The sequence below is a fragment of the Marinobacter sp. ST-43 genome, assembly GCF_030541085.1.
Classification (GTDB): domain Bacteria; phylum Pseudomonadota; class Gammaproteobacteria; order Pseudomonadales; family Oleiphilaceae; genus Marinobacter; species Marinobacter nauticus.
This window is the reverse complement of record NZ_JASSVO010000004.1, coordinates 21,091-40,047: the sequence shown is the minus strand read 5'-3', so window position 1 is coordinate 40,047 and position 18,957 is coordinate 21,091. Positions and strand designations below refer to the sequence as shown.

The window sequence follows — 18,957 nt, the reverse complement described above, 5'->3', positions numbered from 1 at the left end:
TCGTCCATGGCAGCCGCATGCAATCTTTAGTTGTGGTCGCTGATTTCCGGATCTAAGCACAGGTACTAGAAGTGTTCGCGCGCCGCAGCCCATGACGACTCGAAGCAGCTATGTAGGTGCCAAGGCTTGAAGGAAGCCAAACTACATCACCCGAGCGCGCGCGGAGATACAGCGCCTCTCCAGGCCGCACGGTCAACAAATGACGTATCCAGCCCCACAGCCGTAAGCAGAACACAGGCTTCTGATGGGAGAATCGTTGCGTCGTTGCCTGCGCATAGACCACCTGTACCTGGATTCTGATGACAGGGCGGGACACCGAAATTCAGGACATCCCCGTGTCTTGTTACCGGTCCAGCCAAGCGCCGATCGTCCGGCGGGCCGCTGCCGCCAGAGCTGCATCATACCGCTCGGCATCCGCGCGCAGCGTGCCCGGATCGACGCCGGCCTGGCCCAGCTCGCAGCAGTGGCCGACCAGCCAGCGTTCGATTCGGCTGGCATCGGCTTCCAGGTGGAACTGCAGACCCAGCACCCGGTTGCCGACCGCGTAGGCCTGCTGCGCGCAGCTTTCGGTGCTCGCCAGCAGTTCACTGCCCTCAGGCAGCTCGAAGCGGTCGCCGTGCCAATGCAGAACTGGCACGCCAGCCAGCGGGGCCAGCACCGAGCGGCGGCCCGCATCCGTCAGCGTCAGCGCGCCGAAGCCGATCTCCTTGAAGCCCATGGGGGCGACGGCGGCGCCGAGCAGGCGCGCGATCAATTGCGCGCCCAAACAAATGCCGAGCAGCGGTCGGCCGCTGGCCAAGCGCCGTTCGAGCAGACGCAGTTCGTCGGCAAGAAAGGGATAGGTCCGCTCGTCGAAGGCTCCGATCGGCCCGCCCAGTGCAATGAGAAGATCGCTTGACTCGGCTTCTTCACGGGCCAGGTCGTCTGTCGCGGGGTCAAGGTAGCGCACGTCGAATCCACGCTCGCGCAGCAGCGGTTCGAGCGTGCCGAGGTCTTCGAAATGGATATGGCGCAGTGCCAGGGCGGTCTTCATACGATCTGCTCCGATGCGGTCGATGTTGCGGTCCGGTTGTCGTCGGGCCAGTAATGGCTGTTCGGCGTCGCGCGAGCGCCGAAGATGGCTTGGCCGACACGCACGGCGGTGGCGACTTCCTCGATGGCCAGCTCGAAGTCGCCGGACATCCCCATCGACAGTTCATCCACGCCCATGCCTGCCGGCGTCTCTTGGCGCAGCCGATCGCGCAGTTCGCGCAGCAGTGCGAAACAGGGGCGGACCCGCGCCCGGACGAAGTCGGCCACCTCGGAAGGCGGCAAGCCGAACTTGCTGGCCTCGCCCGAGGTGTTGACCTGCACGAACACATCCAACGCGCGCCCTCCGGCTTGCAGGCGACGGTCCAGTGCCTCCGCAACACGCAGGCTATCCAGGGCATGGAACTCGTTGGCGAATCTCGCCACGACCTTGGCCTTGTTGGTTTGCAGGTGGCCAATGACCGACCAACGCAGGTCGGCGAGGTCTGCCATCGCTTCGGCCTTGCGCTGCGCCTCCTGCACCTTGTTCTCACCCAGCTCGCGGCAGCCGGCGGCATAGGCCAAACGGATGCGTTCCTCCGGCACGGTCTTGCTGACCGCGAGGAGGCGCACTTCAGACGGGTCGCGTCCTGCACGGGCGCAGGCATCGGCGATGCGCCGATGCACCACTGCCAGATTCCGCCGAAAGTCCTCGACGCTGTGTGCGGTAGGTCAAGGATGGGGTTGCTCGTTCATGGATAACGAGGAGCTCCGAGCTGCTTATGAAGCGACGACATCGCGCTTCCCAAAGCTCTGCAAATTGCCGGGCGCAGAGTGCAAATACACCGAGAGACGCTCTGGCGGCTGCAATGTATGGATTCCATTACCGGGAGCCAAGGCCCAGCGGTCAGGCGACGCCTTCGCGATTTCACCGGAGCTTCCCGTGCTGCACGCTTCTATCTCCACGTTCGAATCCTCTGACACGGCAAATTCTGCCTCGCAATTGCTTGATTCTATTATAAAAGTAGTAACCACACGACAGAGCATGGCGTCTGCCCCATTGCACGGCCGCTTGCGCACCAGTCCATCGTGCATTATGTCGTCTGCGAGTGGGCGACGCGAGCGGGCCATGGGCGACGCTCCAACAATCCGGTCTCCCGTTCCCGCAGGGTCTGGCTGATCTTACTCGCTTCGGTCACTGACGCGCGAAAGTCCAGAATCATTTGCCGAGTCACCGGCCCCACTGGCCATTCGGTGGTCGCCGCATCCTCGACCAGCGCAACCACCGGCTGCAGTTCGACCGAGGTGCCCGCGGTGAATACCTCGGATGCGGTGCGCAGTTCCTCCAGCGTCACTGTCCGCTCCTCTACCCGCAGCCCGCGCTGGCGCGCCAGTCCCATCACATGCCGCTTGGTAATGCCATCGAGGAAGCAGGTCGGCAATGGGGTCACCAGTACCCCGTCGCGGACCATCAACAGGTTGGTCGCCGTGGTCTCGGCGACCCGCCCTTCGCTGTCGAGCAGCAGTGCGTCGTCGCAGCCCGCCGCAGCGGCGGCATGGCGTGCGAGGGTGCCGATCATGTACAGCCCCGAGCACTTGGCCGCGGTGGGCGCGGTGTCGGGATGGGGACGTCGCCAACTCGCCAGTTGCAGCCGAATGCCTTCCTCGGCGCGACCCTGGGACGCTGCTGTGGGCCAGTCCCAGGCCGCGATGGCCACGTGGATGCGGGCGCGCGGCGAGGCAATGGAAACGCTTTCCGCACCGCGCCATGCCAATGGCCGGATGTAAGCATTATCGAGCTGGTTGGCCCACAGAACTGCCTCAATTGCCTTTGTTAGTTCGTCTCGCGACCACGGCAGGTGATAGTCCAACATCGTGGCGGACTGCTGCAACCGTTCCAGATGTTCTATATTTAAAAAAACATGTCCGTCATAGGCGCGCATACCCTCGAAGACGGCACCACCCATGTGCAGAGAATGTGTAAGTACATGTAGGCGAGCCTGGCGCCAGGGCAGCAGCTCGCCATCAAGCCAGATCAGACCGTCGTTATCGTCAAGGGAATTGAGCATGGCAGGCACCATCACGTGGATTGCAGTTGTATTCAGTCTGCGTCCTGTTCGCGGTTGTAGCAATTGAGTAAATCTAAGTTGTTGATGAGATTTGGTCCGCGCGACGATGCACGCAACAGCGACGATTTCATGTTTAATAAACCTACGAACTTCGAATGATTCCGAGGAGGATATATCCTCAATGCGCATACCTGTTTCGTTAAACGCTTTGCAGGCCTTTGAGGCCGCCGCGCGCCATCTCTCGATCAAGGACGCGGCCCTGGAGCTGGCGGTCACGCCCTCGGCGGTCAGCCACCAGTTGCGCACGCTGGAGGACATGCTCGGCGTCGAGCTGCTGCGCCGCGTTGGTATGCGACTGGAACTGACCAACGCCGGTCGTCGCCTGGCGCCCGGCCTCAACGAGGGTTTCGCCCTAATTGCCGAGAGCGTGGGCAGCTTGCGCGAGGAGCGGCGCGACGGGCCCTTGCGCGTGAATATGCTGCCGACTTTCGCGACCAACTGGCTGTCGCCGCGCCTGAGCCTGTATCCGTTCGATCGGCGCGGCTTCTCCCTGGAGATTTCCACCACGCAGGACGACGTGGATCTGGCCGCCGGCGTGGCCGATGCCGGCATCTGGTATGGCGACGGCCAGTGGTCCGGCCTGCAGGCCGACCTGTTGTTCGAGGCCACCATCGATCTGTACGCGCACCCGGGCTTTGCCACCGGCTCGCACCGAGAACGCCTCAAGCAGGTCACGGGCGCCAACCTGTTCGTATCGCGGCATTGCCTCAGCTGGCGGCGCTGGATGGACAGCCTGCCCGGCGGGCCGTTCGAGCCGGCTGTCGTGACCCGCGTGGATTCGGGCGGTCTGACGATGCAGGCGGCCGCCGATGGGGCTGGCGTCTCGATCGCCGTGTGCGAGTTGGCCGAGAGCGCCGTCCGACTCGGGCGGCTGGCTTCGGTCTTCGACCACCCCGTGAGCGCGGGTGTCGGCTTCTGGCTCGTTTATCCCGAGGCGCTTTCAGAGGACCGGCGGCTGGGCAACCTGCGGGGCTGGTTGCGCGAACAAGTAGATGCGCAAGCTCATCGCGAGGAGAACGAGAACACGACGGGCGACACAAGTAGTGCAAAGGACGGATGCGAGCAAAGCACCGCGTCGTCGGCGCTGAAGCCTCAATCCGCTGCAGCCTGCGCAGATCCGTTGGCTTCAATACCCTGACATGGAGGAAGTGGGGTGTCTCGTCAATGGATCGGTTTCGTCATGGTTTTGCTCTCGGCGGTCTGCTGGAGCTCGGCCGGGCTGTTCGTCCGGCTGACGGGCCTGGACGCATGGACCATAGTCGGCTGGCGTTCCTTGTTCGCGGGGCTGGCGCTGGCCGCGGCCCTGGCCTTGCGCGGATGCGGCGGCGCGTTCGGTGCCGTAGGATGGGGGGCCACCTTCCTCGTATCGGTGGCGACGGTGGCGTACATCGCCGCGCTTACCTTGACCTCGGTAGCCAACGTCCTGCTAATCTACGCCTGCTTACCTTTAGTCGCCGCCGGCCTGGCGAGGTTGATCCTGGGCGAGCCGCTTTCCCCACGCGTCCTCGCCGCCGGCGCATGCTGCTTGGTGGGGGTAGCGATCGTCGTAGGTGCACCCAAAGGCAGTGGCCATCTCCTCGGCAGCGCGCTTGCCTTGCTCATGACATCTGCGTTCGGCGGACTCCTGATCGTCGTCAAAAGCCATCCCGGGCTGGACGTCTTGAAAATCAACACGTTGGGGTGCCTGCTCTGCACCGTGGCCGCACTGCCCTTCATGTCACGGCAGGTTCCGGACCCGAAGGCGCTATCGAGCCTGGCGCTGCTGGGCATCGTCGCCATGGCCCTGGCCTTCCTGCTGTTCCTCGAAGGAGGACGACGCATTCCTGCGGGAGAAGCGGGACTGATCACTATACTGGATGTGGTGCTTGGACCGCTTTGGGTATGGCTGGCCTTCGGCGAGGCGCCTGGGAACGGCGCACTGGCCGGGGGCGCGCTGATCACAGCCGCGCTGTTCTGGTACCTGCTGCGCCCCCAGCGGGACCCGACCCCGGCGCGGCGATCCTCCGTCATCGCCCGATGCGGCGGGACAGAACGATGACACTGACGCCTTGAGGAAGATGAGGGGCCTTTGCGCGTCCCCGTGCCACTGAATTGATTCCTGCGGCCTCGCGCCGCAGGCGGCCACCGAAGAAACGGAGCTGTGCCTGGTGGTGGCGGAACTCGCGGAGCGTTCGGTGCGGGCAGGCTTGCTGGAGTCTTGGTTCGACCATCAGGTCCCGGCCGGTGCGGATTTCCACCTCGTGTATCCACCCGCCCTGGGCGAGGACCGACGCCTTGCGCGTCTGGTTGCGCGAACAATGTCCGCCGGAGAACGGTGGCCGGAATTTAGGCGAAAGGAGATCAGCCGCACCATGAGACTGCTTTACACGCTTGCTTACCCAGTGCTCTCAGATCATGACGGCCATTGGATCGAAGCCTTTCGCCATGAATACGATCCGCAGTTTGCCGTTGTCGGCGCACATTTCACGATGGCGTTTGGTTGTACCGACGTGCGCGAGGACGTGTACATGTCGCATGTCGAGACGGCGAGCAACCTGGCCCGTCCAATTCGCTTCACCTGTCGATATGCGATGCTCGGCACCGATCACCAGACTGACAGCGCCCACGTGTTCCTGGTTCCGGACGAAGGCTATAGCGATCTGTCGCGGCTTCATGACCATCTGTACAGGGGCGTGCTGGCAGAACACCTGCGTCTTGACGTTCCATTCATCCCGCATATCACCATGGGTGCCTGTAGCGACCGCTGGCTTGCCAAGCGCTTGTGTGATGACCTGAACGATCACGGTCTCGAAGTCGGCGGACTCGTCGATACCCTGACCGTTGCCGCCGTCGATGGTGGCAAAGTGAGAGAGCTCGGGGCGTTCGGCTTGGCGGTGGGCTAGCCGATGCGGATGAATCACGATCGAACCGACCCGAAACCCCAGCAACGGGGCCGGCATACGCCTCCATGAAAGCCACACACTCGCGCGATCAGCACACCCTGCCGGATGACGGTGTGACGCTTCGACAGCTCGTTGCCGAGGACGCCGTTGCGCTTGCCGCTCTGCTGGCCGCCTACGGTGACGAAATGCGCCACGGACATGGTGCCGGAGCAGACGCACGGGCCCGGGCCGATGCCTTGATCGCCGATCCGATCGCGGAAGTGCTGGGCGGCTTTCTCGGCGACGAACTCGTCGCGTTCGCGGTGTTCTTCGACCTGCCCGAGGCGATCTCCGGAGGGCGGTCGGGCCAACTCGACGACCTGTACGTTCTGCCCGCAGAACGGGGGAAACGACTCGCGCAGCGGCTCATCATGGCCATCGCCGATACCGGGCGATCACGCGCCTGGGTCCATCTGCGCTGGCTGGTCCCCGAGGACAACCCCGATGCCATCCGGGCCTACGCGCGCTTCGCCGAACCCGCCGGCTGGAAGAGCTACGTGTTTTGGCTGGCAGGTAACGAGCGGTGGTAAAGCAATGAACAACCTACAGCAGATCGATTGGTCGCGTCTTCCGCAGCCGGAGGATGATGGCGGCGCCCGCCACCTGACCGGCCCGATCCATGGACAGCGCTTCGGCAACCCGCCCGGTACCGCAGCCAATATCCAGAACCTCAGGCGGCCATGTCGTGCCTCCTGTTGCTTGCGGATCGTCCGCAGGTCGATGCGTCAGGGCGCCGAGGGGCGGGTCGGTGGCTCGCCGGTACGCAACCAGTCCAGCGCCAGGGGCCACAGCGCCTCGCGGAAGCGCTCGTGGAAGAAGGCAAAATGGCCAATTTCGGCCTGCCCGATGGCCGCGGGGGCCAAGCGCAGGTGATGGCGCTCGCTGCCGGTGTAGTAGTCTAGCAGGCGGTCCAGCGCCGGGACTGTGCCGAACGGATCGTCCTCGATACCCAGTGCCAGGATCGGTGCGCGCACCTGGCCGAAGCGCCGCGCCAGCATCTCGGCTTCGGGCTCGCCTTCCTGCGTCTCTCGGCCGCGGCGTACCGTGCCCTCGAAGCGGGGACCCATGCGCGCCCAGTCCAGCGCCACGCCCTTGGGCGTGTCCTCCATCCATCCCAGGCGCTTGGCCGGCACGTAGCCAAGCACCCGCGCCAGCAACGGCATGGCCACGTGCCAGCGCAGGAACATGGCGCGGCGCGCGGCTGGCGCATAGTCGCGCCAGTAGGCGTACTGGGCCCCCATGGTGAAGATGCGCCGCACGCGGTGCGCGGACTCGGCCAGCCCGATCACGAAGCCCCCGGCGGAGTGGCCGACCACGTCGATCGGCTGGCCGGGGAATCCCCAGGTGACGTACTGCAGCACACCCTCGAAATCGTGCTGCCCCCAGTCGATCCAGTCGGCCTGGAGCCGACGCAGCCCACAGTGTCGCGATTCGCCGATGCCGCGGTAGTCGTAGGTCACCACATCCCATCCGTGGCTGTGGAGCCAGTCGGCAAAGCGCGCGTAGTACCGACAGCGCACTGCGGTGGCCGCGTTGATGACCGCGACCGGATGCGGACGTCGTGGATCGCAGGGGCGGCGCCAGGCGAATCCACCCAGGGCATAGCCGTCGGCGGCGCGAATGTCGATGGGCTCAGCCATTCACAGCGAGACCCTGGACCAGCAGCACCACGGCCTGCGCGCCGGCCTTGCGATCCTGGGCAATGCGTTGGTACTCGGCCGATTCCGCCCAGTCATGGAAGGCGGCTTCGTCGGGGAAGTACATAAGCACGAGCTTCTGGTGCGGCCAGGTGCCTTCAATGGTGCGAGGCTGCTCGTCCGCGGCCAACAGACGTCCCCGGTGGCTGCGGAATACATCCATGAAGCGGGCCTGGTAGCGGTCGTAGGCGGTCCGGTCGTGGATTGTGAGTTGGGCGATGGCGAAAACGGTCATGACGAAGACTCCTCGTCGCGATGGCGATCCGGCTCGGCGGCCGAGGTAGATTCGATGCGGTCGCCCCTCGGCGCTGCCTGTGGGCATCCATTCCTGCCGCATCTGCATGTGTTGCAGTTCCAGCAGGAGCCAACCGAGGAAGATCCCGCCCCAGTCATAGCGGTTACCACCGTCGGTTCGGACGCCCCGCACGGGATCCAGCGCTCTTTTTTCGCGTCCGCTAGGGTTCCTCTCGGTTCCAGGTTCCAATGGCCGGCGTTAAATTCATAAAGACAGATTCTTGAGGGTTGACGCCGACCAGTCGAGTGAAAAAAACTCAATCCAATCTGAGATATTCGCATTTGGAGACCGACAGCATCGCATATTAGGTTTTCAAATGACCGCCTGGGTCTCCACGGTCCTGATGGCCCCAGCGCATCGGAGCAAATTTCACAGGAGAACAACATGAGAACAACATGCGATCGAAATCTCATTCGATGCGACTTGCAACCCGCCGGCTATGCCGAGCTGGTCATCAACCGACCGGCAGCCCGCAACGCTCTGTGCCGGTCACTGACCGACGCGATGGCTGCTCAGCTTGAGAGTTTGGCAGCCGACGCTGCGGTGAGGGTAGTTCTCTTACGCGCCGAAGGCGAACACTTTGCGGCTGGCGCTGACCTCAAAGAAATGCTTGGCATGGACGAGGAGCAGGCGCGCGCCATTGATTTCGCCGGTTGCTGCGCGCATCTGGGCTTTTTCCCAAAGCCCGTGGTGGCATTGGTGCAAGGTTTCGCGCTTGGCGGAGGCTGCGAACTGGTGGAGATGTGCGACATTGTTCTAGCCGCCGAAAACGCCGTATTCGGCCACCCCGAGATCCGGGTCGGCACCATGCCTGGTGCGGGCGGCACTCAACGCTTGCCACGTCTACTTGGCATGGCTAAGGCGCTGGATCTACTGCTGACTGGGCGCCGAATGGACGTGCGTGAAGCCGAGCGCAGTGGTCTGGTTTCACGAGTCGTGCCCACAGACCTTCTCCTCGAAGAGGGCCGTAAGCTCGTGGCTGACATAGCATCATTGCCAGGCGAGGTATTGACGCTCATTAAGCATAATGCTCGTTCAAGCGCCAACTTGACATTGAATGAGGGATTACGAAAGGAGCGAGACGCCTTCCACTATACCCTCTCTTTGCCCGATCGCGAGGAAGGCATGCGCGCGTTCCTGGAGAAGCGGCCACCCCGATTTAACAGTCTCTCTATCCTGAAGGACCGATAAAACCATGTCCCAAACCATTCCATCCTACCCCCTTGATCCTCAGGTCGAGCAGATTGTCCGTGAAAGCTTCTCTCGCCAAGGTCTGATGCAACATTTGGGCGCCGAGTTAAACGAGGTTTCGCGTGGACGGGTAAGCATTGTACTGCCTTTTCACGAGACTCTTACCCAGCAGCATGGCTATTTTCATGCCGGTGGAACGAGCGCCATCGCTGATTCAGCCGGTGGCTATGCGGGATTAACCGTGTTTCCATCGGATAGCTCTGTGCTGACCGTCGAATTTAAGATCAATCTGCTTGCTCCTGCGCAAGGCGACTATCTCGAAGCGGTCGGCACGGTGGTACGCTCCGGGCGGACGCTGACCATCTGCCAACTCGAAGTCTTCGGTGTCACCGATCAGAAGCGTGCGCAAGTAGCCCTTGGCCAGCAGACATTGATCTGCATGCAGGGCAGACCAGACCGATGACACACTCACCATTCAGACAAGCATAGGCCCAATGACAATCGTCACACGGCAAGGAGAGAATCCATGAACTTAGCCTCGGGCCTTGGAATTGCCCGACTAAAGGCTATCCACCGTGTCAGAAGCAAGACAGCGCATCGATGATATGCGGCCTTTCCACTTCCTATCCACGTAACTACCTGATTTGGGACTTTGCCGCTACGCTCCCACGCCCCATGAAATAGCCCGCATGGGCTGAAAGATCCGCGCTCCATTACCGCGTCACAAAATGACGCAGTGATGATGGCGGCTAACAGCGATTGTTCATATTTTCACCAGATTTTGCCCGTAAAGTGATGCATCCTTAGGCGACCTTGGGCACGGAAGTTTCGCTAGCATCTGGACACCGCTCTGGGCTGGACTAGGCCGGCGATTGACGGCTCAGTCAGGTTTGAACCCAATCTCGTGTGCAGGCCTATTCGAGTCGGCTGTACAAGCAAAGACAGGCCAAGCTATAGGGTTATCGTGGGCAGCCATATGGTATTCGACCTTACTCGAAGGAATGCGATTGTCGACAAGAAAATACCCGATCAAGGGTTTGCGCATAGTGACACGCTTCCAGGCGCCACCTTCTTCAAGCTCATAATCAGACGCGATTAATGCCTGCTGCTCACCACTTAGGTGAGGGTTCGGCTTCAACTCAAGCTCAACCATCTGATCCCAATCGGTATCTGCTTCAGGTGGTACTCCCTTGTACTGCTCGAAAGCGGACGCATTTTTTGCCGAGCTCATACCGCTCCTTGGTGCCGTAACAACTTCTGGATTGCTCTTGAAACGGCCAATTAGGAAGTCTCGATAACCCATGTGGTCCCAGCAAAAGGCACGAACGTGGTAACGGTTGTTAACGAAGGCAACAGCTGTCGGAGTTAAACGCCTGGTCCGGCCCTTTGGAGAATTCATTGTTGCGATCACAGCTTCGATAGATCGCTTGTGTTCAATAGCCGACAACAATCGAGCCAGAACCGTCAAATCATGCCGGCGCTGAAGCATTGGCATTTCTGTGGCATGCCCAGCACTGGGCGGCGCGTAATCTTCAATTGACTGCCACTGGAGGTCTTCGCCCGATAACAGCACCGGCTCAAAGGTTTCCGTTGGCTGATGGTAGGGAATGCCAAGTTGGTAGGGTTTCATCGCTGTCGGAGCGATCTGCTGATAGAGCTTGATGTCTTTTTGAGCCTGAGGCCGCGAAATTCCGAACGTTTCCATCAGCATGGTCGTGGTCAGCCGCCGCTCCCATAACAGTTGACGTTCGATGAAGCACAAACGCAGCCATTGTGCGTGCGAAAAGGCCCCGGCCTCAATCCGTCGACCAGCCAGATTCGCTGTAGACAGAGTGCTAGTATCTTCGGTGATCGCAGGTTTTATGTACTGCAAATACTGCATGGCAGGGCCCTTTAGCTGCTGGTTGCGTTCATATGTCCGGAATTTTAAGCCAATACTGTATAAATATCAGCTACCCATATAAAATATAGGGGTGTATAAAATATAGTGTTCCCCGTAAGTTCGGGTGTCAATCTTCGAGGGATGAGTCGGTGAGTTTCGCCACACTTAACACCAATTTGTTCAAAGCGATCGCTGGCGATAATGGGCGGTTAATGCTCGACCTGCTATTAGAGCTCGATGCGTTTCTTGATCCGGCGCAGCTGGCGGATGAGCCGACGCCACAACAGGTGAGAGTTTTTCTTCGCGACTATCTCGCCAATAGTCACTTACGCCTGGAAATTGAATCAGGTGAGGCCGCAACCACCCCGCAAAGCCCAGAACATTATGTTTACTACCGGTTGCGCGATACAGGATGGATCCGAGAAGAGCTGGAAATCGGATACCGTTATGTGGTCTGGATGGCTCAAGAAGGTAGGCGACTACTGCAATTCCTCAGGAGTATGGGTGCTGAACACCCATCGCTTGGTGTGGTTTGCTTGTCGGTGCGCTCTAATCTTGCCGAAGTGGTTAAGGATCCGGCCAATGGGTCTTTGATCCGGAAAGCAGCCGATGACATGGAAGGCTTCCTCAACCGCCTCCGAGCCCTCGTGGGCAATATTCGCGAAATACACCATGTGATTAGCGGCGGAGACGCGTCAGGCAGTGGGAACTTCAATTTCTACTTTGAAGAGTACCTGGGTGAGCTATTTCTGCCGAATATTGAGAAACTCGCGTTGAAGGGCAACCCCAACCTTCACGCCAGCAAAATTCGCAAGCTGGTAAGTGATATACGGTTTAATCCGGAGCGGCTGGAGGTGTGTGCTAAGGCATACCAGCGAGACGATATAGCGAATCCATCGACTGAAACGGTCGAAGCCGATCTGGATCGACTGAGTCTTGCGTTTGACGGTATTGGGCCCTTGTTCAAAAAAACACAGGACTATGCGCGGCGCATTACCCGTCGAATGCATGAAAGAATTAAATACACCGTGCACACTCCCAGCAATATAGGCCAACAGATCGAGGATTTGCTTGATCGTATTGGTCGGAATGATTCGATTGAAACCCTGCCCAGTCCGGTGATCAGCGAAAAACTAATTTCCGAAAGCCGTTTGGCCAAACCTAAGGCGAAATCGGTACCGGCGGTCGCAACGGTTCGCAGGCAATCCAAGCCCCTGTGGGAAAAGCGAGCCTATAACCAGCTCAAACAAGAGCACATACACTTCCAGAGGTATGACCCTGACCGGGTGGTGAGCTTTATTGAGACAAATATGGGCGACCGAGCTCAGATGACCACCGATGACCTGACCATCAAGACTGCTGACGACATGATGGCAGCGTTGCACTTGCGCTTATTGGCGCAAGGTGTTTCCAAAACCCATGCTCTTTATCCCCTGTTAGCTGAGTACAGCGTAACCTTCGACGAGCACGAATGGACACAGCTTGAATACATGGCCGGTCGTCGATTGATTATCACCAGGCAGGCCTTCTCGGAGATATCACGAAATGATTAATGACATTGTGCTGAGAGAGCTAAAAGAAATTGCGTCGCGAAACTCCGACGACTACGCCGATACTCTTCGAAATACAGCTGCCTACCTGCTCCAGAAGCAGTGGGTCTGGAAAGGTAAGCGAGGGCAGAAAGAGCACTTCAAAGTCTGCGAGGACAATGCCACATACTTCCATAAGCTATTCGATGCACTGGACATGGACTGGTATTACGATCGCAACTTTGGGTATGTGGGGGTGCTGCCCAGAGGCACTGGAAGCCAGCTGGATGTCACGGCCACTGTGTTTCTGCTGATATTGCGCAAAATGTATGACACTGAGGCCTCGATGGGGCGCACGGACCTTGGCCGCGTCACGCCGCCAACCGTGGAGCTGCTTAATCAATATGAGCAAGTTAAAGGTGAAAGACCGATACTGACCGCTACCGTCGAGGCCCTGGATACCCTTCGAAAGAGGGGCATCATTGAACTTGGGCCCAGAGATCCGGACACCAGGCTTCCTGATGTGACGGTGTTGCCCAATATAACGCGAGTGGTAGGCCCGGCCTTTCTTGGATCGCTCGAAAACTTCATGAACAGCTACGCTCCAGATTCAGAACCCGGAGATGAGTCACACCTGAGCACTGACCCTGCGGAGGCGTCTGATGACAACGCTGAATAACCCAATGCCAGCGCATTTCCTTCAAAATTTTGTTTTCGCACAGTGGTATCTCTTGGATCTGGAAACCCTGGAGGTGGGAGTAGCCGCATCTCTCTTGTCGGGTGAGAATGGGGCCGGGAAAACAACGATATTTGATGCTATCCAGTTTGTTCTGATGGGAGGAGATCAAAGGCGTATTAGCTACAACGCCGCCTCCGACGGAAAAGCGTCGGGACGCTCTGCCAGAAGCTACGCGCTGGGCGAATTCAAAGAAAACGATGTCACCACGTTCGAGCGGGAAAGTGCCAATACCTACATTTTTCTGAATTGGTACGACCATCACCAGCAGCCCTATTCGTTTGGGGTCTCTATCCACGCTACTCAGCAATCGGCCAGCATTGAAACTCGTGGTCACATCATCAAAGGGCGCCATGTCTCCGAGGTAGACCTTTTATCGTCGGAGGACACATTTTTACCGTGGCGTGAATTTGTTGATCGTATGAAGTTGACCGCCAAAGAGTACCGGGGTTCGATGAGCTACGAGATGATCGACGGGGCAAGGATTATGCGCGAAAAGTTCGCCGAGATGATGTCGGTTGATCAAACTCGCAGCGGGAAAATTGAGCCCGAAATGCTGGTCAAAACATTGTCCAGTGCGTTGCAGTTGAAGATGGATAGTCCGATTGATTCGTTTATCCGCGATTTCATTTTGCCACCCGAACCTATAGAAACAGAGCAGCTTCGTGAGGATCTGCTTGAGCACCGCCGCATTGAGGATGAAATCACGCGCGCGGAGAGTCACAAATTGGCTCGTGAAGCTTTGATCACTGAAGCAGATAAGGTGACGAAGCACCGGACTGATGCTCACTTTGAGTTATGGGTCTCACAAGAGGCTGAAGTGGCCCGGCTTGATGAACGAAACAGCGGTCTAGAGGACCGTCTGGATCAGCAGCAAGACAAGCTTGAAGAAGCAGAGCGGACGATCAAGCAACAAACCCCTCGACTGCCTGAACTCAAAAAGCGTCATGAGGAAGCTCTGATAGCATGGCAATACTCAGATGCCGCAAGTCTGAGTAAAACCGTCGAGGCGGCGGAGCAAAATGTCACGCAAGCAACTACCCGTTTCGCTGAGCTAACCACTTCCCTCAGAAACACGGTAGGTGAAATCACGCGCCAACGCTTTGCTGACACTCTGGATATTACCAGTTTTGAACAACTGGCGGAGCGGTGGGTCGAATGTTCCGATCTTCTTGCCCGCGCTGACGTTGCCAGTCTCAGTCCATCAGATCACGAAAATACCGCCAAGGTCACTGCGGATCTTTTGGATGCCAGACCGGTTTTGGATGAAATTTCCACACGGCTTGAAACAGCAGATAAACATGTCAGCCATGAACTGAAACAAATCACAGATGATGGCGCAGCACTTCAATCACGAGTTGAAAGGTTGAAGAACGGGCTTTCGGACATTCATCCGTCAACCAGCCTAACCATTGAGCTATTAAAGCAGAAGGGCATTCAGGCGGTGCCCGTTTGTGATGTATGTGAGATCACTGATTCAGAGTGGCAAGAAGCTGTTGAATCCTATCTCGGGCCGAATCGTGAAGCTCTTGTAGTTGCAACAGAAGATTTTGGTCACGCACTTGAGATCTACGAAGCCACTCAGAAACAAAGCCCGCGCATAAGGCGAGCATGCCTTATCAACCCAGATTTAGCTTTGCGCGAAAACAAATCTCCTACTGTGGGAATGGTCTCGACACTCATCGAAACCCAGGACCCGGTAGCCCGGGGCTTCATGAACATCATCTTGGATCGAACCAAGATGGCCGCGACCCGTGATGAACTCAGGCGCGAACGTAAAGCACTGATGGCCTCCGGTTTAACGGCTGGCGGCGCAACGATTGGCGGCACCTCTCAAATTGACGGTCTGCTGATTGGTAAACATGCCAAAGCTCAACAGCTGGAACGGCTGGAAAAAGAGCTTGATAGTTTGGCCCGGCGAGTAGCCAGGTTAAGTGGCCCGTCGACAACGCTGAGCAAGCTTAATCGCCAGTGGGCGGGCGTTTGCGCGGCGGTCAACGATGGCGCCGTCGCGCTGCAAGAGCAAAGTCAGAGTCTGGCAGCCTGTGAGCAAACTCTCTCTCATGCCAGGGAACAGCTGCAGCCTCTTACCTCTGAAGATGAGCGTCTTAAGAGCGCCAAAGAGAAGGCGGAGCAGGCCCACTATAACTGCAATGAAAAAATCACACAGGCAAGAAGCGACAAACAACAGGCAGAGGCTACCATCAAAAGCCTGAAAGCTGATTTGGAGCAGGTTCGTCCTTTACTGGAGAGGGCCCGGGAGCAACGCCGCCACACAGAGGCGTCTGAATTGCACGACATGAATAAGGCGCTGGAACGCTGGGAAGCCTATGAACAGAAATATGATGGGGCTGAGGGGCGCTACGCACTGATTCGAAATGAAGCGGAAGGGAAGAAAAATACTGCCCGGGAAAAAGAACTAAGGTCACGTGGAGACCTGCATGTAAAAGTGATCCAATTCACCAATGATTTTTCAGAAGACATTGCCAATCGGGCTGAGCTTCTGGGGGCCGCCAAGCCTGAGAACGATGACTCTGATGCCTATTCTGTCATAAAGACCGACTGCACCGATTGGGTAGAGCGCATCCTCGAAGCTCAGTTACTGGATCATAGACAAGCCGCTCAGGAAGCTGCTGAGCAAATGGAAATGAACTTTCGGGGCATCATCGTCGGGGAGCTTCAGAATCGCTTTGATCAGATGCGATACACTTTCCAGCAGCTCAACAGTGTCCTCAAGAGAATTCCTTTCCACGACAACATCTACAGCTTTCACTTCAAGCTCCGTGAGACCGAGAGCTTGGCCACTGTTTACGAATACATAACAACCGTGGATAGGGAGCAGGCCGAGTTGGTTGGCACCTTGTTCGAGAAAGATTCCGAGCATCCGGCCCTCGAACTTCTGAAAGAGGCTCTGATCTCCGGGGATGACCTGATTAATGAGATCCGGGATTACCGCTCGTTCTTCCAATACGATATGAAAATGCGTAATCCCAATACGGGTGAAGAGCGTCGGGTAACCGAAATGCAAAGCACCGGTTCTGGCGGGGAGAAGCAGACTCCCGCTTATATCGCTCTGGCGGCGAGTTTCATGAATGTTTACAAGATTCGTGAAAACTCTCCTCGGGGTGCCTCTCTGGTTCTCCTGGATGAAGCGTTCAACAATATGGATGGGGGGAACGCCAGTGGTGCCGTTGCCTTTCTGAAAGAGATTGGTCTGCAGCTAATAGTGGCTGCGCCGCCTGAGGTCACCCTCAAGATCGGTAAGGAAATGGACCAGATCTATACCATCTGCCGGGAAGGTCGTGATGTGGTTATCGACCACACAAAAATTTTCGAGGGAGGGCATAAGTTGATTGATCAACGCAACCCTGTCTACCACCCTGAGCTTGTCATTGAGCGAGCCGCTGAATTAAAAGTCAAAGCGGAGACAATCACTGGGGTATGAGCAATCACGTCGAGACATTTCTCGCGCAACTGATCAAGCACATCGATAGGCCGGATGGTGTAGTGCCCCAAGCACGGATACGCATTACAGATCACGCCTATCGGTGGTACTTCGCACTTAACAATAGTGCGAAGACAGCCCTTCACCGAAGTTTAGAAGCGCTGGAGCATCTCGACATTCAGTATCAGCGTAGAGTGGCCCTGGGTGCATTCAAGCATATTGAGGCGGTCCAAATTACTGATGGATGCCGGCTCATGGCGTCTCAAGGGCTAACCCCGTTGGCGGATGACATAGAGCTCGCCTTCGAACAGCTTGAGGCTGCAGAATTCAATATACCCTGGTGGGAAACGACTAAGCGAGATATAGCGGAGGCATGGTCAGCCAACAAAACATTCAATGGTGTTAAGCGACAGCAATCCGCGCGGCTTTTCGATGCCATGAAGGTTGTCGAGTGGATCGTTCAGTCTGAAGACACCTCGCCAGTCCCTGAGATGAGAACCCTCAGCACGATGCTCTTTAATGACTCCAAGAAGCTTGAGGAGAAGAGTTTCGCGAATCTGATTCGTCGTTTGATGGTCGGTCAACTGGACGATGACGTGGCAAACCTGATGGACGATGGACCGAAGTTGCTGGAGCATTATGGGATCAGCAAATACCCAATGCCAATGCGGTTTAAAGCGAACGCCCTGCTATTCTGCCGAGGTGTTGTTGATTTGTCCGCGCTCCACTACGGGATCGGTGTTTCCCCGGATGAAATTAAAGGTATTGAGTGGCGCCAACGACCACCGTATTTGCTCTTCATTGAAAACCGAGCCAGCTTTGAGCGGTATGTGCGGGAGATTGATGATGCGGGTGTCGTCATTTACACCGCTGGGTTCCCGCCCCGTGCCTGGCTGCATGCAATAGAGATCATTATCGCTGAAGTCCAAGATGAGGTGCCGGTTTATCATTGGGGCGATCGTGACGTGGGTGGTTATAGAATCCTGGCGTTTCTGGCGAAACGACTTAATATCGATATTCAGCCATACCTTATGGGGCTGGATGCTTCGATACGAAGCCAAGGTGACGACGAGCTCAAGGAAATACCTGTGGCAGGGTTGATGCAAGCGATTGAATCAGCGCGAGGTTATCCTGCCATTTCTGAGCTTTATGAACATCTTGGTAACTGCCAACGAACAAGCTTACTGTGGATTGAGCAGGAACAAATTGCGCCTCTCAGCCCGCTAGACAAAACCAGGGCCCTATAGAGTCGAGTAGGGAATTGGCGGCCTGATCTGGCTGGATCACGGATGAGAGGTGGATGAAAGAGTGGTTCTGTGATGATTCTCCTATATTTCTGATTATACTGGTTGTATGAAGCACTCTGAGATCGGCTTGCATTTACGAACCTACGAGGAGGAGGGAAAAAGCCACTCCCACGACCACCACCAACTGGTATTGCCGTTGGTGGGAACGTTATCTCTGTCAGTAGATGCCAAAGAAGGGAAGGTTGCGCAGCATCGAGCGGCAATCATTCCCGCAGGAATTGGCCATGGGTATGCTGCGACCGACGATAATCGGTTTTTGGTTGCAGATGTCCCCGAAGGCTTGGCCCCGGCGCTAGACAAGCTACCTTGTTTCGTAGACCTCGATCCGGCATTGCTCCATTACGTCCAGTTCCTTCACGCACAGCTCCAACATGGGACTGAGTCGGATTTTACCCAGCATCAAATGCTGCTTCTGCTGATTCAGTTGCTTCAGGAGCGCCATGGAAGTCAGCTGAAGCTGGACCGCAGAGTCCTCGCCGCGAAACAATTGCTGGACGAACACTTCAGCCGACCGCTGTCCTTGGCTGAGGCGGCTGCAGTGGCACATCTGAGCATTCGGCAGTTGAACGATCTGTTTCGGCGCCAGGTCGGCATGACGCCGCATCAATACCTCACCGAGTTACGAATGAAAGAAGCTTGGCGGCTTCTGGAGCAGTCGGGGCTCAGCGTCCAGCGAGTTGCCGACGCTGTCGGCTATTCATCGTTATCGGCCTTTAGCGACAGGTTCAGAGCCCACTTTGGCAAAGCGCCCAGCCACTTCCGCCGTATTTCGAAATAGTTCCGCCAGGATTTGAAAGTTCCTACCCTTCGCACTGGA

16 protein-coding genes and 1 pseudogene are annotated in these 18,957 nt (G+C 57.6%); 11 read left to right on the top strand and 6 right to left on the bottom strand.

Translation table 11 applies throughout. The features are described from left to right. Window positions 1–343 precede the first annotated feature (343 nt). The 3 genes and pseudogenes from QPL98_RS07790 to QPL98_RS07780 form a co-directional block, all read right to left on the bottom strand. A complete protein-coding gene (locus tag QPL98_RS07790; RefSeq protein ID WP_303293046.1) occupies window positions 344–1,033 on the bottom strand; it encodes a glutamine amidotransferase in 690 nt (229 codons plus the stop codon). Next, window positions 1,030–1,764 (bottom strand): annotated as a pseudogene (locus QPL98_RS07785) (YggS family pyridoxal phosphate-dependent enzyme). The gene QPL98_RS07790 and the pseudogene QPL98_RS07785 overlap by 4 nt, the downstream one beginning before the upstream one ends. 338 nt (window positions 1,765–2,102) lie before the next feature. Further along, on the bottom strand, window positions 2,103–3,266 hold the full coding sequence (locus tag QPL98_RS07780) for a branched-chain amino acid transaminase (protein WP_303293045.1): 1,164 nt from the start codon (window positions 3,264–3,266) through the stop codon (window positions 2,103–2,105). Between QPL98_RS07780 and QPL98_RS07775 the strand changes: the two genes are divergently transcribed. The 4 genes from QPL98_RS07775 (at window position 3,259) to QPL98_RS07760 (ending at window position 6,588) form a co-directional block, all read left to right on the top strand. Then, window positions 3,259–4,275 (top strand): LysR substrate-binding domain-containing protein, encoded by a 1,017-nt coding sequence (locus QPL98_RS07775; RefSeq protein ID WP_303293044.1) that lies wholly within the window; start codon window positions 3,259–3,261, stop codon window positions 4,273–4,275. The genes QPL98_RS07780 and QPL98_RS07775 overlap by 8 nt on opposite strands. A 15-nt stretch (window positions 4,276–4,290) precedes the next feature. After that, a complete protein-coding gene (locus QPL98_RS07770) occupies window positions 4,291–5,175 on the top strand; it encodes a DMT family transporter (RefSeq protein ID WP_303293043.1) in 885 nt (294 codons plus the stop codon). Between the two features lie 109 nt (window positions 5,176–5,284). Continuing rightward, window positions 5,285–6,019: a 2'-5' RNA ligase family protein gene (locus QPL98_RS07765; RefSeq protein ID WP_303293042.1), complete on the top strand. Its 735-nt coding sequence runs from the start codon at window positions 5,285–5,287 to the stop codon at window positions 6,017–6,019. Between the two features lie 65 nt (window positions 6,020–6,084). Next, complete coding sequence (locus tag QPL98_RS07760; RefSeq protein ID WP_303293041.1) at window positions 6,085–6,588, top strand: GNAT family N-acetyltransferase; 504 nt, start codon at window positions 6,085–6,087, stop codon at window positions 6,586–6,588. A gap of 195 nt (window positions 6,589–6,783) precedes the next feature. Here QPL98_RS07760 and QPL98_RS07755 read toward each other — a convergent pair whose 3' ends face one another. Both QPL98_RS07755 and QPL98_RS07750 read right to left on the bottom strand, forming a co-directional pair. Beyond that, window positions 6,784–7,698: an alpha/beta fold hydrolase gene (locus QPL98_RS07755; RefSeq protein WP_303293040.1), complete on the bottom strand. Its 915-nt coding sequence runs from the start codon at window positions 7,696–7,698 to the stop codon at window positions 6,784–6,786. Next, window positions 7,691–7,990, bottom strand: coding sequence for a DUF1330 domain-containing protein (locus QPL98_RS07750; RefSeq protein WP_303293039.1), 300 nt, complete (start codon window positions 7,988–7,990; stop codon window positions 7,691–7,693). The genes QPL98_RS07755 and QPL98_RS07750 overlap by 8 nt, the downstream gene beginning before the upstream one ends. Window positions 7,991–8,434: 444 nt before the next feature. Between QPL98_RS07750 and QPL98_RS07745 the strand changes: the two genes are divergently transcribed. After that, the gene (locus QPL98_RS07745; RefSeq protein WP_303293038.1) at window positions 8,435–9,241 is read left to right on the top strand and encodes an enoyl-CoA hydratase/isomerase family protein; all 807 of its coding nucleotides are present in this window, start codon (window positions 8,435–8,437) and stop codon (window positions 9,239–9,241) included. A gap of 4 nt (window positions 9,242–9,245) precedes the next feature. Continuing rightward, the gene (locus tag QPL98_RS07740) at window positions 9,246–9,704 is read left to right on the top strand and encodes a PaaI family thioesterase (protein ID WP_023008462.1); all 459 of its coding nucleotides are present in this window, start codon (window positions 9,246–9,248) and stop codon (window positions 9,702–9,704) included. 417 nt (window positions 9,705–10,121) lie between these two features. Here the strand turns inward: QPL98_RS07740 and QPL98_RS07735 are convergent, their stop codons facing one another. After that, window positions 10,122–11,123 carry a WYL domain-containing protein gene (locus tag QPL98_RS07735; RefSeq protein WP_303293037.1) on the bottom strand — a complete coding sequence of 334 codons (1,002 nt, stop codon included), beginning with the start codon at window positions 11,121–11,123 and terminating at the stop codon, window positions 10,122–10,124. Window positions 11,124–11,272: 149 nt separating this feature from the next. Here QPL98_RS07735 and QPL98_RS07730 point away from each other — a divergent pair, with 149 nt between their 5' ends. The 5 genes from QPL98_RS07730 to QPL98_RS07710 all read left to right on the top strand — a co-directional run bounded on the left by QPL98_RS07730 (window position 11,273) and on the right by QPL98_RS07710 (window position 18,918). Next, window positions 11,273–12,676 carry a Wadjet anti-phage system protein JetA family protein gene (locus tag QPL98_RS07730; protein WP_303293036.1) on the top strand — a complete coding sequence of 468 codons (1,404 nt, stop codon included), beginning with the start codon at window positions 11,273–11,275 and terminating at the stop codon, window positions 12,674–12,676. Continuing rightward, window positions 12,669–13,331 (top strand): DUF4194 domain-containing protein, encoded by a 663-nt coding sequence (locus tag QPL98_RS07725; protein ID WP_023008459.1) that lies wholly within the window; start codon window positions 12,669–12,671, stop codon window positions 13,329–13,331. The genes QPL98_RS07730 and QPL98_RS07725 overlap by 8 nt, the downstream gene beginning before the upstream one ends. Further along, window positions 13,315–16,833 (top strand): SbcC/MukB-like Walker B domain-containing protein, encoded by a 3,519-nt coding sequence (locus QPL98_RS07720; RefSeq protein ID WP_303293035.1) that lies wholly within the window; start codon window positions 13,315–13,317, stop codon window positions 16,831–16,833. The genes QPL98_RS07725 and QPL98_RS07720 overlap by 17 nt, the downstream gene beginning before the upstream one ends. Next, entirely contained in the window at window positions 16,830–18,080 is a 1,251-nt protein-coding gene (locus QPL98_RS07715) for a Wadjet anti-phage system protein JetD domain-containing protein (RefSeq protein WP_303293034.1), read from the top strand. The genes QPL98_RS07720 and QPL98_RS07715 overlap by 4 nt, the downstream gene beginning before the upstream one ends. 106 nt (window positions 18,081–18,186) lie before the next feature. Beyond that, complete coding sequence (locus tag QPL98_RS07710) at window positions 18,187–18,918, top strand: AraC family transcriptional regulator (RefSeq protein ID WP_023008456.1); 732 nt, start codon at window positions 18,187–18,189, stop codon at window positions 18,916–18,918. Window positions 18,919–18,957: the final 39 nt, after the last annotated feature.